The 14914-nt window shown below is 62.0% G+C and carries 12 protein-coding genes and 2 tRNA genes; 12 read left to right on the plus strand and 2 right to left on the minus strand.

All coding sequences use genetic code 11. From position 1 onward, the window contains the following. Nucleotides 1-225 precede the first annotated feature (225 nt). The 10 genes from dnaA (at nucleotide 226) to ACYVF5_RS00595 (ending at nucleotide 11548) form a co-directional block, all read left to right on the plus strand. Nucleotides 226-1686 (plus strand): chromosomal replication initiator protein DnaA, encoded by a 1461-nt coding sequence (dnaA, locus tag ACYVF5_RS00550; RefSeq protein ID WP_460942229.1) that lies wholly within the window; start codon nucleotides 226-228, stop codon nucleotides 1684-1686. A 512-nt stretch (nucleotides 1687-2198) separates the two neighbouring features. Next, complete coding sequence (dnaN, locus tag ACYVF5_RS00555; protein WP_460942231.1) at nucleotides 2199-3347, plus strand: DNA polymerase III subunit beta; 1149 nt, start codon at nucleotides 2199-2201, stop codon at nucleotides 3345-3347. A gap of 27 nt (nucleotides 3348-3374) precedes the next feature. After that, nucleotides 3375-4274, plus strand: a complete 900-nt coding sequence (gnd, locus tag ACYVF5_RS00560; protein WP_460942233.1) for a phosphogluconate dehydrogenase (NAD(+)-dependent, decarboxylating) — start codon at nucleotides 3375-3377, stop codon at nucleotides 4272-4274. Between the two features lie 46 nt (nucleotides 4275-4320). After that, nucleotides 4321-5583 (plus strand): DNA replication/repair protein RecF, encoded by a 1263-nt coding sequence (gene recF, locus ACYVF5_RS00565; RefSeq protein ID WP_460942235.1) that lies wholly within the window; start codon nucleotides 4321-4323, stop codon nucleotides 5581-5583. Continuing rightward, entirely contained in the window at nucleotides 5576-6073 is a 498-nt protein-coding gene (locus tag ACYVF5_RS00570) for a DciA family protein (RefSeq protein WP_460942237.1), read from the plus strand. The genes recF and ACYVF5_RS00570 overlap by 8 nt, the downstream gene beginning before the upstream one ends. A gap of 120 nt (nucleotides 6074-6193) precedes the next feature. Continuing rightward, nucleotides 6194-8194: a DNA topoisomerase (ATP-hydrolyzing) subunit B gene (gene gyrB, locus ACYVF5_RS00575; protein WP_460942239.1), complete on the plus strand. Its 2001-nt coding sequence runs from the start codon at nucleotides 6194-6196 to the stop codon at nucleotides 8192-8194. 83 nt (nucleotides 8195-8277) lie between these two features. Continuing rightward, a complete protein-coding gene (gene gyrA, locus ACYVF5_RS00580) occupies nucleotides 8278-10893 on the plus strand; it encodes a DNA gyrase subunit A (protein WP_460942241.1) in 2616 nt (871 codons plus the stop codon). A gap of 2 nt (nucleotides 10894-10895) precedes the next feature. Then, nucleotides 10896-11303 (plus strand): DUF3566 domain-containing protein, encoded by a 408-nt coding sequence (locus ACYVF5_RS00585; RefSeq protein ID WP_460942243.1) that lies wholly within the window; start codon nucleotides 10896-10898, stop codon nucleotides 11301-11303. A 53-nt stretch (nucleotides 11304-11356) separates the two neighbouring features. After that, nucleotides 11357-11430, plus strand: a tRNA-Ile gene (locus ACYVF5_RS00590). Between the two features lie 42 nt (nucleotides 11431-11472). Continuing rightward, nucleotides 11473-11548 (plus strand) — tRNA-Ala (locus ACYVF5_RS00595). Between the two features lie 242 nt (nucleotides 11549-11790). Here ACYVF5_RS00595 and ACYVF5_RS00600 read toward each other — a convergent pair. Together ACYVF5_RS00600 and ACYVF5_RS00605 are read right to left on the minus strand one after the other, a co-directional pair. Further along, a complete protein-coding gene (locus tag ACYVF5_RS00600; RefSeq protein ID WP_460942245.1) occupies nucleotides 11791-12441 on the minus strand; it encodes a transcriptional regulator in 651 nt (216 codons plus the stop codon). After that, nucleotides 12438-12833, minus strand: coding sequence for a DNA-binding protein (locus tag ACYVF5_RS00605; RefSeq protein WP_460942247.1), 396 nt, complete (start codon nucleotides 12831-12833; stop codon nucleotides 12438-12440). Before ACYVF5_RS00605 ends, ACYVF5_RS00600 begins: the two co-directional genes overlap by 4 nt. Before the next feature lie 58 nt (nucleotides 12834-12891). Here ACYVF5_RS00605 and ACYVF5_RS00610 point away from each other — a divergent pair, with 58 nt between their 5' ends. Beyond that, the gene (locus ACYVF5_RS00610) at nucleotides 12892-14070 is read left to right on the plus strand and encodes a PEP/pyruvate-binding domain-containing protein (protein WP_460942249.1); all 1179 of its coding nucleotides are present in this window, start codon (nucleotides 12892-12894) and stop codon (nucleotides 14068-14070) included. A 68-nt stretch (nucleotides 14071-14138) separates the two neighbouring features. After that, a complete protein-coding gene (locus ACYVF5_RS00615; protein WP_460942251.1) occupies nucleotides 14139-14741 on the plus strand; it encodes a histidine phosphatase family protein in 603 nt (200 codons plus the stop codon). The last annotated feature ends 173 nt before the right edge of the window (nucleotides 14742-14914 follow it).

Consider the following 14914-nt stretch of genomic DNA (forward strand, 5'->3'; position numbering starts at 1 on the left):
TCGGGTCAAACCGAGACAGCCCAAAGAATCGATTATCCACATCCTTCACAGTTTTGTCAGTACTGACACGCGACCGGTTCTGAGGTAAATTTGGCCTCTTCAGGGGGAGTCATTTAGCGTGGGGTACTCAGTTATCCCCAGCCCCGTACACTCGATCCCCGGACATTACCGAGGTGTGCGAACATCTGTGGATAACGCTGTGAATAAGTTGTCAAATGGGGAGACATGTCAAACGAGCAAGAGGCCATCGCAACGACGTGGCAGACCGTGCTCGACGTTCTCGCGCAAGACGAACGGATCACACCACCGCTCCACGGGTTCCTGAACCTGGTTGTGCCGAAGGGCATCATGTCGGGAACGTTCTATCTCGAGGTTCCGAACGAGTTCACCGCCGGGCAGTTGAACATGCGTATGCGCGCACCCCTGCTGAAGGCCATCGGCACCCTCGAGAAAACTCACGGTGCAACGACTTTCGCCGTGGTGGTCAATCCTGAGATCCTCGAAGAGGTCTACGAACCTCAGACTCCCAATCCCTCACAACATCAGCAGCCGCGTCAATACGTGGACCACGTGCCGGCATACGGGGACCACCAGACCGGCGGGTCGAGTCAGATGAGTGAGCAGATACTGCCGGCCAGACAGAACGACACGAGGCTCAACTCGAAGTACTCGTTCGACAATTTCGTGATCGGTCAATCGAACCGGTTCGCACACGCCGCAGCCGTCGCCGTCGCCGAAGCACCGGCGAAGGCATACAACCCTCTTTTCGTCTACGGGGAATCGGGCCTCGGCAAAACCCACCTGCTCCATGCCATCGGTCACTATGCGATGAGCCTCTATGCAGGGATTCGAGTGCGATACGTGTCGAGTGAGGAGTTCACAAACGACTTCATCAACTCGATCGCGAACAACCGCGGTGCGGCTTTCCAGGCGCGATATCGAGACGTCGACATTCTGCTGATCGACGACATCCAGTTTCTGCAGGGAAAAGCAGAGACGCAGGAAGCGTTCTTTCACACATTCAACAATCTTCACGACCACAACAAACAGGTGGTCATCACCTCTGACCTCCCCCCGAAGCTGCTCACCGGCTTCGAAGATCGTATGCGGTCACGCTTCGAATGGGGCCTGATCACGGATGTCCAGGCGCCGGACCTCGAGACCAGGATCGCCATCCTGCGAAAAAAGGCGCAGAGCGAGAAACTGCAGATCCCCGATGAGGTGCTCGAGTTCATCGCGTCGAAGGTGTCAAGCAACATCCGCGAGCTCGAAGGAACACTGATCAGGGTCACGGCGTTCGCCAGCCTCAACCGCACCCCCGTCGACATGGCCCTCGTGCAGACCGTGCTGAAAGATCTCATCACCCTCGACGACGACAACGTCATCTCACCGGTCGACATCATCAACACCACCGCCGCCTATTTCAAGCTCACCGTCGATGACCTCTACGGCTCGAGCCGGTCACAGGCGATCGCTACGGCCAGGCAGATCGCCATGTATCTCTGCCGCGAACTCACGAACCTCTCACTGCCGAAGATCGGTCAGCTCTTCGGCAATCGCGACCACACGACGGTGATGTATGCCAATAAGAAGATCGGCGATCTTATGCAGGAACGCCGGTCGATCTACAACCAGGTCACCGAGCTCACCAGTCGCATCAAGCAGGGCCACCGCTTCAACCACTGACGAAGACCTTCCCAGACCTGTCGACGCCGTGGAGCAGCTGACAGAGTCACCGCACACCCGCCGCACTGTCCCGTTCACCTGCGGAATGACCGGCATACATGTCTGTCACGTCATGGACTCTTCTTCTATGCCGCTTCATGCATTCATACACATGTGGATAACTTGTGGAGAACTGTGGAACAACCGGCCCGGAGCTGTTGAGGAGACGACGGAGGATGTGAACAACGGGTCCGAACGGACAGTGCGCCCGAGACGCTCATCTCTGCGGTGCCCACAACTCGCACACAACTCACACGGTTGTAGTTCTCCGAGGGAGACAAGCGTGTCGCGAGTTATCCACAGTTTCCACAGCGGTTAAGACCGTTAAAGAAGTCTTCGTTAATCAATCCGGCCACCAACCTTGTGCACAACCACACCTCTGACCCGAGCCGGAGAATCACAAAAAACACAACACGGGTGTGTGGCCACTAACATGGTGACCACTTGAAGCTTGAAATGACAGGGGATACATCGTGCGGTTCAGCGTCAATCGTGATGTCTTCAGCGAAGCGGTCTCATTTGCTGTGAAGCTGCTGCCGCAGCGGACAACGCTTCCGATTCTGAGCGGTGTGCTGATCGAGGCGGGCGAGAACGGGCTCACACTGTCGAGCTTCGACTACGAGGTGTCTGCGCAAACCGAGATTCAAGCCGAGGTCGAAGAAGAGGGCACGATTCTCGTCTCGGGTCGCCTCCTGGCCGACATCGCGAGCCGGCTTCCGAGCGCACCTGTGCAGTTCACAACCGATGACAATCGCATTCTCGTCACCTGCGGCTCGGCGAAGTTCACTCTTCTCTCGATGCCGGTCGAGGAATACCCGAGCGTCCCGGTCGTCTCCGGCCAGACGGGGCTCGTGCCCGCTGACGAATTCGCCACAGCGATCGCCCAGGTCGCGGTGGCCGCCTCGCGGGACGATGTGACACCGGTCATCACCGGTGTGCAGCTCGAGGTCACCGACAATCGCATCGGTCTCGTCGCGACAGACCGCTATCGTGTGGCCGTTCGCGAAATCAACTGGGACCACGGCGAGAACCCGGCGTCTGAGACGCTCAACGCGCTCGTTCCGGCGCGAACCCTGCAAGAGGTCGGCAAGACCTTCGGCCACGCGGGAACGATCTCGGTCTCGTTCACGAACAAAGACGATCGCGAACTCATCGCGTTCACCGCAGACAAGAAAACCGTCACGTCGCTTCTCATCAAGGGCTCGTTCCCGCCCGTCAAGCGGCTCTTTCCTGAGACAACCGACAACTACGCGGTGATCAACACGGGCGAGCTCATCGAAGCGGTTCGCCGTGTCTCCCTGGTCCTCGAACGCGAAGCCGCGCTGAGATTCACGTTCACCATCGACGGACTGACGATGGAAGCCATCGGCTCAGAAGCTGCGCAGGCATCCGAATCGGTTGACGCTCTGCTCACCGGTGAAGACATCGTGCTCAGCCTCAAACCGGCTTTTCTCATCGACGGCCTCACTGCCGTTCGGAGTGAGTTCGTGCGTTTCTCGTTCACCAAGAGCGAGAACACCAACAAACCCGGCCCCATGCTCATCACGAGCCAGTCGTCGAAAGACCAGCCGGGCGCAGACAGTTTCAAGTACTTGCTGCAGCCGAACCTGCTGCTCCGCTGAGAAACGCCGGCCCCGCTGGCAAGAAGGGTGCGAAACATGCATATCGGACTCGTCGGACTCGGTCGCATGGGCGGAAACATGCGCGACCGCCTGCGGCACAGCGGCATCGAGGTCACCGGATACGACCGCAATCCGGATGTCTCAGACGTCGCATCGCTCGCTGAGCTCGTCGCGGTGGTGCCCGCACCCCGAACGATCTGGGTGATGGTTCCGGCGGGTGACATCACCGGCGGTGTCATCACCGAGCTGTCCGGTCACCTCGAACCGGGCGATCTTGTGATCGACGGCGGCAACAGCCGGTTCACCGAAGACTTCAAGCACTCCGCTGAACTCGCTGAGAAGGGCGTCGACTTCATCGATGCCGGGGTATCAGGGGGGATCTGGGGTCTGGAGAACGGCTACGGCCTGATGGTCGGTGGTCCGAAGGAGCAGGTCGACCGGGTCATGCCGGTATTCGACGCCCTTCGCCCTGAGGGACCACGAGAAGAGGGTTTTGTGCACGTCGGCGAAGTCGGCGCCGGCCACTACGCGAAGATGGTGCACAACGGCATCGAGTATGCCCTGATGGAGGCGTACGCCGAAGGCTACGAGCTTCTCGAGAAGCGTGAAGACATCATCAGAGACGTACCGGGAACGTTCAAAGCCTGGCAGCGTGGGACGGTTGTGAGGTCCTGGCTGCTCGAACTGCTTGTGCGCGCCCTCGAGGCCGATCCGGAGTTCGAGAGGATCGAGGACTGGGTCGACGATTCAGGCGAAGGTCGCTGGACGATCGAAGAGGGCATCAGCAACGCGGTTCCGATGCCCACCATCGCAGCCTCGATCTTCGCCCGCTTCCGTTCACGTCAAGACGAGTCGCCAGCGATGAAGGCCGTTGCCGCTCTGCGCAACCAGTTCGGCGGCCACGCCGTCAAGCCGGCAGAACGCTGACCGGTCTCGAGACCTTCCGTCTGCTCGTGCGCCTACGATTGGTGATGTGATCGTCGGCCACCTCAATCTCAGCGACTACCGCAATTATGCGGCGGCCGATGTGGCGTTGCAGCCCGGCCCCAATCTCTTCATCGGACGCAACGGGCAGGGCAAGACGAACCTCGTCGAGGCCCTCGGATACCTGTCGACGCTCGGTTCTCACCGTGTGTCAACGGATCAGGCTCTCATCCGGGCAGGGCAGGACGCGGCGATCATCCGCGCACGTCTGTCGCACGCCGGCCGCGAACTGCTCGCCGAGGTGCAGATCAATCGCCAGGGCCAGAATCGGGCCCAGGTGAACCGGTCGCACATCAAACCGAGAGAACTGCCCAGGTATTTCTCGAGTGTGCTGTTCGCGCCAGAAGACCTGGGCATCGTCCGCGGTGATCCCTCGTCGCGCCGTCGTTTCGTCGATCAGCTCCTTGTGCTCCGTTCTCCTCGTCTCGCCGGTGTGCTCACCGACTATGAACGTGCCCTCAAACAGCGCAACACGCTTCTCAAATCCGCGCGGGCGTCCGGCCTGCGCGAGAGACAACTGTCGACGCTCGACATCTGGGATGACAAACTCGTCTCGCTCGGGTCTGTCATCGTCGAGCAGCGGATCGCACTGGTCGGATCGCTGGCCGGACCCATCAAGGACGCCTATGCGTCTGTGGTGGGCGATGACCACGGCCCGACACTGACGTCGGTGCTCTCGATCGACGGCGCAGGCAACGACGAGTCCGCACCGCTGATGGTGAGCTCGAACGACACAGCCCTGACGAGTTCTGCGGATGCCGACGGCTCGGCAGACATCGGCGCCCGTTTCAGGGCGGCACTCGAGAGAGCTCGCCGGCAGGAGCTCGATCGTGGTCTCACGCTCGTCGGCCCGCATCGCGATGACGTTCTGTTCGAGCTCAACTCCCTGCCCGTCAAGGGATATGCGAGTCACGGCGAGTCCTGGTCGTTCGCCCTGGCGCTCAAGCTGGCTTCGGCGGAACTTCTGCGACGCGATTCGTCACTCGGTGATCCGGTTCTCATCCTCGACGATGTCTTCGCCGAGCTCGACCAGCACCGCCGAGCGAGGTTGGCGACAGCCGTGGCGAACTACGAACAGGTTCTCGTCACGGCAGCGGTCGAGGCCGATGTGCCTGAGTCACTCGCTGCACACACCGTGTACATCGACAACGGACGCATCGTGGATCGTGCGTCGACAGCTGTCGAAGATCGCCCGTCTGCACAGGTGTCAACACCTGTCGGTTCCCAGACGGAGACGTCTGCAGATGACTGAGCCAGTGGCAGCAGATGACGAATCGGTCCGCGTCTATGAACGTCTGAAGGCGCTCTTCAGCGGTGACCGGCCGGCGTACCGTCAGCGCAAGAGACGTGTGATCCGCGAGGGCGACAGCGTTCCCTTCGGCCGCGGGCGTGATCCGAAGGGGCTCGGCGATGTCGTCGAACAGCTCACGAGTGAACTCGGATGGGAATCGCCACTCGAGCAGTCAGAGCTCGTCGCGCATTGGACGGACATCGCGGGTGAAGACACGGCCAAGCACTCTGCACCGGTCGGAATCGAGGGTGGAACCCTCACCGTGCAGTGCGAGTCGACGGCGTGGGCCACACAGCTGCGACTGATGCGCACAGAAATACTGAAACACATCATCACCCGCTATCCGAGAGCCGGCATCGACGGCATACGTTTTCTCGGACCCAACGTCCCCTCTTTCAAACGGGGCCCCAGATCGGTTCAGGGGCGTGGCGTGCGCGATACCTACGGCTAACCAGACAAATCTGGTCACGCGGCAGAAGAAAATGCCTCAGACAGCCATTTGAGCCCCACGGGGGTGGCGTTCTTGATAGAATTGCCGGGTTCACCACCACGGTTTGGAGCCCAATTCCATATGTCTGAAGAACCTCAGAACGACGCGTCACACAACGCATACGGCGCAGACGACATCCAGGTTCTCGAGGGACTCGAGGCCGTACGCAAGCGGCCAGGAATGTACATCGGCTCAACCGGTCCCCGCGGCCTGCATCACCTGGTCTATGAGATCGTCGACAACTCGGTCGATGAGGCGCTTGCGGGGTACTGCGACAACATCGTTATCACCATCCTTCCCGATGGAGCGGTGAGAGTGGTTGACAACGGGCGCGGTATTCCGGTCGATCTCAACAAGGCCCAGGGTCGATCGACGGTCGAGGTGGTGCTCACCGTGCTGCACGCCGGCGGAAAGTTCGGCGGCGGCGGATACGCGGTGTCGGGTGGGCTCCACGGCGTCGGAAGCTCCGTGGTCAATGCGCTCTCCCACCGACTCGAGGTCGAGGTCAAGCGACAGGGTCACGTGTGGCGCCAGTCATTCCACGACGGCGTGCCGGATGCGCCCCTCGAGAAGGGCGAGGCGTCCGACGAGACCGGAACGACGATCACGTTCTGGCCGAACGATGACATCTTCGAGACCGTTCATTTCGACTACGAGACCCTGCGCATCCGTTTTCAGCAGATGGCCTTCCTCAACAAGGGCCTGCGCATCGAGCTGACCGACGAGCGACCGAGCGAGGCCATCGACGAAGACAACTCGCCAGAGACACCGGACAGGCAGCCGCACAACGTCTTTCACTACGAGCGCGGGCTCGTCGATTATGTCGAGTATTTGAACTCGGCCAAGAAGATCGAGGTCGTCAACGACGAGGTCATCTCGTTCGAGACTGAAGACACCGACCGCAAGATCGCGCTCGAGGTCGCGATGCAGTGGACGACAGGTTACAACGAGAGCGTCCACACCTATGCGAACACGATCAACACTCACGAGGGCGGAACACACGAAGAGGGTTTCCGTGCGGCGCTCACCACCCTCGTGAACAGATACGCCCGTGAGAAGAACATCCTCAAGGAGAAAGACGACAACCTGTCGGGCGACGACGTGCGCGAGGGTCTGACCGCAGTGATCTCGGTCAAGCTCGCCGAACCGCAGTTCGAGGGTCAGACCAAAACGAAGCTCGGGAACACCGAGGCGAAGGCCTTTGTGCAGAAGGTCGTCGGTGATCAGCTCGGGGACTGGTTCGGTCGCAACCCGATCCAGGCGAAAGACATCATCCGCAAATCCATCCAGGCGGCGACCGCGCGACTCGCGGCACGCAAGGCCAGGGAGACCGCTCGCCGCAAGGGGCTGCTCGAGGGCGGCGGAATGCCGGGCAAGCTCAAGGACTGCCAGTCGAAAGACCCCTCGATCTCAGAGATTTTCATCGTCGAGGGTGACTCGGCCGGCGGCTCGGCCGTCCAGGGACGCAATCCAGAGACGCAGGCGATCCTTCCCCTGCGAGGCAAGATCCTGAACGTCGAGAAGGCCAGGCTCGACCGCGCGCTCGGCAACAATGAGGTCCAGGCGATGATCACGGCCTTCGGCGCCGGCATCGGTGAGGACTTCAACCCAGACAAGGCCAGGTATCACAAGATCGTGCTGATGGCCGATGCGGATGTCGACGGCCAGCACATCACAACGCTTCTGCTGACGCTGTTGTTCCGGTACATGCGGCCCATGATCGAACTCGGCTACGTCTATCTCGCGCAACCGCCGCTCTATCGCATCAAGTGGTCGAACGCCGAGCACGAGTATGTCTACAGCGACCGTGAGCGCGACGCGTTGCTCATCGACGGCCAGACGAAGGGCAAGCGCATTCCGAAGGAGAACGCGATCCAGCGCTACAAGGGACTCGGCGAAATGGACTACCGCGAACTGTGGGAGACCACGATGGATCCGCAGACCCGGACCCTGCTGCAGGTGACACTCGACGACGCGGCCGCCGCGGATGAGATCTTCACGACCCTGATGGGTGAAGACGTCGAGTCAAGGCGCAGCTTCATCCAGAAGAACGCCAAAGACGTGCGCTTTCTCGACATTTAGCGCTCTTCCGCCGGTGGGCGCGACTCGTGTCGCCTGCCAGACGCCGTATGCGCACCTCACGACAGAACAGAGATTAGAGACAGATGGCTGACGAAACGAATCCGGGATCGAACACAGGCGCAGAGCTGGGCGGTGCCGAACCGACGGCTGAAGAGATCCAGGCCGCTGCCGATTTCAAGAACCACGGCAGGATCGACCAGGTCGACCTTCAGCTCGAGATGCAGCGTTCCTACCTCGACTACGCGATGAGCGTCATCGTCGGCCGCGCGTTGCCAGAGGTGCGCGACGGGCTCAAGCCCGTCCACCGTCGTGTGATCTATGCGATGTTCGACGGCGGATACCGGCCGGAGAAGGCCTTCTCGAAGTGTGCTCGCGTCGTCGGAGACGTGATGGGCCAGTTCCACCCGCACGGCGACTCGGCGATCTACGACGCTCTCGTGCGGCTGGTGCAGCCGTGGAGCCTGAGATATCCACTCGCCCTCGGGCAGGGGAACTTCGGATCCCCGGGAAACGACGGCGCGGCAGCACCCCGATACACCGAGACCAAGATGGCGCCCCTGGCGCTCGAGATGGTCAGAGACATCGACAAGAACACCGTCGACTTCCAAGACAACTACGACGGACGTACTCAGGAGCCCGCTGTCCTCCCGTCCCGATTCCCGAACCTGCTCGTCAACGGTTCGGTCGGCATTGCCGTCGGCATGGCCACGAACATCCCGCCGCACAACCTGCGTGAGGTCGCCGAGGGTGCGCTGTGGCACCTGGCGAACCCGGATGCACCCCGCGAGGAGCTGCTCGAGGCGCTGATCAAGAGAATCAAGGGACCCGATTTTCCGACGGGCGCCCAGGTGCTCGGCATCAAGGGGATCCAAGACGCCTACCGCACAGGCCGCGGGTCGATCACGATGCGTGCCGTCGTCAACGTCGAAGAGATCCAGGGTCGCACCTGCCTCGTCGTCACCGAGCTCCCGTACCAGGTGAACCCTGACAACCTCGCGATCAAGATCGCGGAACTCACGAAGGACGGAAAGCTCAGCGGCATCGCCGACATCCGCGACGAGACGTCAGGGCGAACCGGCCAGCGTCTTGTCATCGTGCTGAAGCGCGACGCCGTGGCGAAGGTCGTGCTCAACAACCTCTACAAGCACACACAGCTGCAAGACAACTTCGGCGCGAACATGCTGGCCATCGTCGACGGCATTCCGCGCACTCTCGCCCTCGACGGCTTCATCACGGCGTGGGTCGCCCACCAGATCGAGGTGATCGTCCGGCGAACGCAGTACCTGCTCGACGAGGCCGAAGACCGTATGCACATCCTGCGTGCATATCTCAAAGCACTCGACGCACTGGACGAGGTCATCGCCCTCATCCGCCGGTCACCCACTGTTGACGAGGCCCGAGAGGGACTGATGACGCTTCTCGAGATCGATCAGCTGCAGGCGGATGCGATTCTCGCCATGCAGCTGCGTCGGCTCGCCGCACTCGAGCGCCAGAAGATCGTTGATGAGGCGACGGAGCTCGAAGCCAAGATCACCGACTTCAAGGCGATCCTCGCGAGTCCGGAGCGACAGCGGACGATTGTGAGCGAAGAGCTCACAGAGATCGTCGACAAGTTCGGTGATGACCGTCGCACCGAGATCATGATGGGCTTCGACGGCGACATGTCGATGGAAGACCTCATTCCCGAGGAAGAGATGGTGATCTCGGTCACCAGAGGCGGCTACATCAAGCGCACCAGAAGCGACAACTATCGCAGTCAGCATCGTGGCGGCCGCGGCGTGAAGGGCGCCCAGTTGCGGGCGGACGACGTCGTCGATCATTTCTTCGTCACCACCACCCACCACTGGCTGCTCTTCTTCACCAACAAGGGCAGGGTCTACCGGGCCAAGGCGTACGAGGTGCAGGAGGCCGGCCGCGACGCGAAAGGTCAGCACGTCGCCAACCTTCTCGCGATGCAGCCCGATGAAGAGATCGCCGAGATCCTCGACATCCGTGACTACGAGGCGGCGACCTATCTTGTGCTCGCCACGCGCCGCGGCCTCGTGAAGAAGAGCGCGCTCAGCGAATACGACACCAACCGCTCCGGCGGCATCATCGCGATCAATCTGCGCGAAGACGACGAACTGGTCGAGGCCCTGCTCGTCGAAGAGGACGACGACTTGCTTCTGGTGTCTCGCAAGGGGATGTCCATCAGATTCACAGCTTCAGACGAAACGCTGCGCCCGATGGGCCGCTCGACCTCTGGTGTCATCGGAATGCACTTCAGAGAGGACGACGAACTGCTCTCGGCATCCGTTGTGCCCAAAGAGCACGGTGCTGACGCCTTTGTGTTCGTGGCGACAGAGGGCGGATACGCGAAGCGCACGGCCGTCGACCAGTATCGACTGCAGAACCGCGGCGGACTGGGCATCAAGGTGGCCAAACTGAACGACGATCGCGGCGACCTCGCCGGCGCACTCATCGTGGGCGGGGACCACGAGGTTCTTGTGGTTCTTGCCAGCGGCAAGGTGGTACGCTCTGCCGTGGCCGAGGTTCCCGCCAAGGGCAGGGACACCATGGGCGTCGTTTTCGCCAGGTTCGCGGAAGACGACCGGATCATCGCCCTGGCCAGAAACAGTGACCGAAACCTTGTCGCAGAAGAAGCTGACGCTCCCGAAGAGGAAGCCGATGGCGGCGAAGAGTCCCAGAAAGAAGCTTGAATATGAGCACAAGCGTTGCCGAGAAGCTCGCGAAGAAGTCCAAGAAACGCACGAACACCAAGCAGGTGCGGCTCAAGCTCGTCTACATCGACTTCTGGTCAGCTGTGAAGCTGTCGTTTCTCGTTGCGATCGCACTCGCCGTCGTCACCATCGTGGTTTTCTTTCTTGTGTACACAGTGCTTGACCGCACGGGTATCTTCGAACAGATCAATGGGCTCTACAGTGACATCGCGGGCGTGGGCAACGACCTGACCGCGTTCTTCAATCTCGGACGGGTGATGGGCTTCGCCGTTGTGATCGCGATCCTCAACCTGATCGTGGTGACGGCGCTCGGCGCGATCTGTTCGGCGCTCTACAACCTGAGTGTGAAGATGACGGGCGGGCTTCTCGTCGGCTTCACCAACCAGTAGCGGCTCAATTCGGAAATCCGTGCAGATTCAGGTAGTCTCGGATCTGCCCAAACGGGGCTATAGCTCAGGTGGTTAGAGCGCTTCGCTGATAACGAAGAGGTCCCAGGTTCAAGTCCTGGTAGCCCCACGCTGTGTGTGAACACGGTCCACAAAGCATCATCCCAAAGACGGGGCCTTAGCTCAATTGGTAGAGCGCCTGCTTTGCAAGCAGGAGGTCAGGGGTTCGATTCCCCTAGGCTCCACCATTTCAGACCTAGTCGAACCCCTGACATGGGTGTTTTCGCTTGCTGTGACGGCGAACGGCTCCGCGAGGCTGAGGGTTGCTTCCTCGTCTTCGTTGATGTCGATGCCGGTGATGAAGGTCTGGTTGGCCAGGCGCTTTCCGTGGGGTGTCGGTGGTCTTGTAGAGGCGCTGGCAGTCGATCAGGAGCGGATCGAACCCAGACGTTCACGGTTTTCCAGCCGAGCTGCTTGATAACAGCGTGGCCTACTCGGAACCGTCTGTGTTCTCGGTGCGGCGGTCGATACTGAGAGTGGCGACGAGGTCCTCATGGAGCTCGAACCAGACACGGTGGCAGGAGTCGATGTCGGTCCTGTCGATCCACTCGAGGTGCCCGTCCTTCGCCTTGTTCAGAGCAACGTGGAAGCGCTCGGGGTAGCCGTCGAACCGTGCCAGCACATCAGAGAGCCGTTCGACGAGTGGCACGAGCGCCGCGCTGAGCTCAGTGAGTTCGGCGAGGATACGTTCATCCCGATGACCGTCGGAATGGTCGTTGGGTGCGAACGCATCCGTGTCGGTGGGTGCTATCTGCCAGTCGGTGACGGCGCGGAGGAGCCGAGAGTTGAGAGGAAGGAAGGCCCGGTAGGTCGCGGCGATCTGATGTTCCGGGTCGGCGCTCTCACGTTCGGTGGCGAGCTGGCGCTCGTTCTCGATCCTTCCGGTGTCGGTGAGCGACCAGCCCCGGAGGTCAGCGAACGAGACGTGTTGCACCCACCCCAGGCGCTCGGCCTTCCGCAACAAGTCCGCCGCGGCACCCATCGTGATCCTTGCGCGAGCTGCTATCACCGCGGTGTCGGCGAAGCCGAGCAGCCGCACGGCGTGCAACAACAGGAGCCGTGGTTCCGAGTCGCAGGTCATAGGCGTTCGCTTCGTCTCGTATTGAGGCGGGTGACGTACTGCTGGCATGCCTGAGGCGAGTGGAAACCCATGGCCTCGGCGATCTGCGCCCAGGTCAGTCCGGCGGTGCGCGCGCTGAAGATCAGACCGATCTCCATCCCCTCCACTTCTGAGCGCGCGGCAGGGAGCAGAGCCAGTGCGCTGAGCAGATCGTCCGCTGCGAGATCTGCGGACTTCCATAACGCGAACTGGGTGAGGTCGACAGCTGTCGGCGGCGTTGGGTCGGGGCGCCAGGGGCGCGGCGCGAGGCTGTCTGCCCCCAGGTTCAGAAGCCGCTCCTGGGCATTGCGCTCGCGTCGCAGTTGCGAGTGCTCGGTGCTGCCTGACTGGTCGACGTCGTGTCTGTGCTCCACGGCTCCATCCTGCTAGCATCAACACATTGTTGTCAACATAATGTTGATGGATGGAGATATGCTCATACCTCTCCGGGTAGCAACCCGGGCCCACTGCGGCGGCAAAGCAGCATCCTTGTCCGTGCTCCTGAGCGAAGGGCTCCCTGTCCCCGATGGGTTCGTGGTGCCATTCGATGACCGCGCGCCCCTCGAGGGGCGCGCGCATCATGCGCTCCGCGATGCGCTCAGACACGCGGTTGCCTGTGAACTCGGACGGATGGGGGATCCGGTGGTGGCGGTTCGCTCCTCCGCGGTGAACGAGGACACCGAAGGTGCGTCCGCGGCAGGGCAGTACGAGAGCATCCTCGGCGTCCGCGGTGCCGCCGATGTCTGCGAGGCCATCACCGCCTGCCAGGCATCCGCACGTTCCTCGCGTGTCACCGACTACTGGAACCGGAGCGCGGGCAACACGGGTGATTCGCGCCTGGATATGGCGGTGCTCGTCCAGCGACTCATCGCTGCCGACGTCTCTGGCGTCATGTTCACTCCCGCGCAAGAAGGCGGCTCGACGCGCGTCGAAGCATCCTGGGGCCTGGGGCTCGTTGTCGTGAGCGGGACGGTCGCCCCCGACAGGTACGAGGTCGCGCCGGACGGCACCGTGCGGGTCACGATCGGACGGAAAGAGGCACGAATCGACCTGAATCAGGATGTCGCGGGCCTCACCAACAGCCCGGTGAGCGAGCAGACGCGAACCGCGCGCGCACTCAGCGACGAGGACGCGGGATCTCTCGCCGAACTCGGGTCACGGATCGCCGCGCTGCTCGGCGGCCCCCAGGACGTCGAGTGGGCCATCGCCAACGGCGAGATATGGATTCTGCAGGCACGACCGATCACCGCCTCTCTACCTCCGTCTTCATCCTTCGAGCCGATCACCCCCGGCACGATGCTGACCGGAACTCCGGGATCTCACGGTGTCGTCACCGCGCAGGCCCGTATCGTGCGAGGCCTGTCGGACTTCGGCCACGTGCACCCCGGCGAGATCCTCGTCTGCCCCTACACCGACCCCGCCTGGACACCCCTGTTCACCATCGCCGCGGGCGTCATCGCCGAGACCGGCGGGGCCCTGTCGCACGCCGCGATCGTCGCCCGCGAGTACGGCATTCCCGCCGTCCTCGGCGTCGCGGGCGCAATGCAGCGCATCCATGACGGTGACCGCATCACCCTCGACGGCGCCGCGGGAACCGTCACCCCCGCGTGACCACCGCTCGAACCCCTCCCAGGAAGGAGAACGGGGCGTGACCGAACCGGGCATCCCCGAAACACGCAATGGCAACCAGGTACCTGTACATCGCCAGACACGGCGAAGCCGACGCCCTCGGAACGTTGACCGCCACGGGCCGCGAACAAGCCCAACTCCTCGGCAAGCGCCTCGCTCATCTGCCCATAGACGCCGTCTGGCACTCACCGCTGCCGAGAGCCGCCGTGAGCGCCGCGGAGCTCGACATCTTCCTCGGCGGGAACACCACGCGCGGTGAAGCCCAGGAACTCGTCGACCACGTGCCCTACGTTCCCACCCCTGACGAGACCCCAGCGACGTGGATACCGTTCTTCGACGGATACGACAACGATGAAGCCGCCGCCGGTCACAAGATCGCCCAGAGTCTCACCGCACGCTTCGCCACGGCGCCCGATGGCGATGAGGACATCCACGAAGTCCTCATCACCCACGCCTACCCCATCGCCTGGCTCGTCCGCGACGCCCTCGACGCGCCACCTGTGCGGTGGCTCGGTCTCAGCAGCGCGAACGCTGCCCTCACGGTCATCGAGTACCGGCCAGGGACCCTGCCCAGCATCAGCATGTACAACGACATGAGCCACCTCCGCCCCGAACTCCGCTGGACAGGATTCTCCGCGGGCCAGCAAGCGTGAACACCCGGTCTCGTCTGAGCGAAGGATCTAGCCCGCCCAGCTGCACAAATCGCTCCTCGCGGATGGTGCCGGGCCCGGCATAGCCTCGCCCACGCGCCATTTCAGGTAGACCACGGGTGTTCTTACCCTACGAGCGCGGTGCTGCTCTCCCTAGGCTTCGAGAACCTACACAA

This window comes from Okibacterium endophyticum, from assembly GCF_054780075.1.

Bases quoted from the DNA above. Each gene is read 5' to 3' on its own strand.
- ACYVF5_RS00570 (WP_460942237.1), top strand. From the start codon at position 5,576: ATGACTGAGCCAGTGGCAGCAGATGACGAATCGGTCCGCGTCTATGAA.
- gyrA (WP_460942241.1), top strand. From the start codon at position 8,278: ATGGCTGACGAAACGAATCCGGGATCGAACACAGGCGCAGAGCTGGGC.
- ACYVF5_RS00600 (WP_460942245.1), bottom strand. From the start codon at position 12,441: ATGACCTGCGACTCGGAACCACGGCTCCTGTTGTTGCACGCCGTGCGG.
- gyrB (WP_460942239.1), top strand. From the start codon at position 6,194: ATGTCTGAAGAACCTCAGAACGACGCGTCACACAACGCATACGGCGCA.
- dnaA (WP_460942229.1), top strand. From the start codon at position 226: ATGTCAAACGAGCAAGAGGCCATCGCAACGACGTGGCAGACCGTGCTC.
- ACYVF5_RS00615 (WP_460942251.1), top strand. From the start codon at position 14,139: ATGGCAACCAGGTACCTGTACATCGCCAGACACGGCGAAGCCGACGCC.
- ACYVF5_RS00585 (WP_460942243.1), top strand. From the start codon at position 10,896: ATGAGCACAAGCGTTGCCGAGAAGCTCGCGAAGAAGTCCAAGAAACGC.
- ACYVF5_RS00610 (WP_460942249.1), top strand. From the start codon at position 12,892: ATGCTCATACCTCTCCGGGTAGCAACCCGGGCCCACTGCGGCGGCAAA.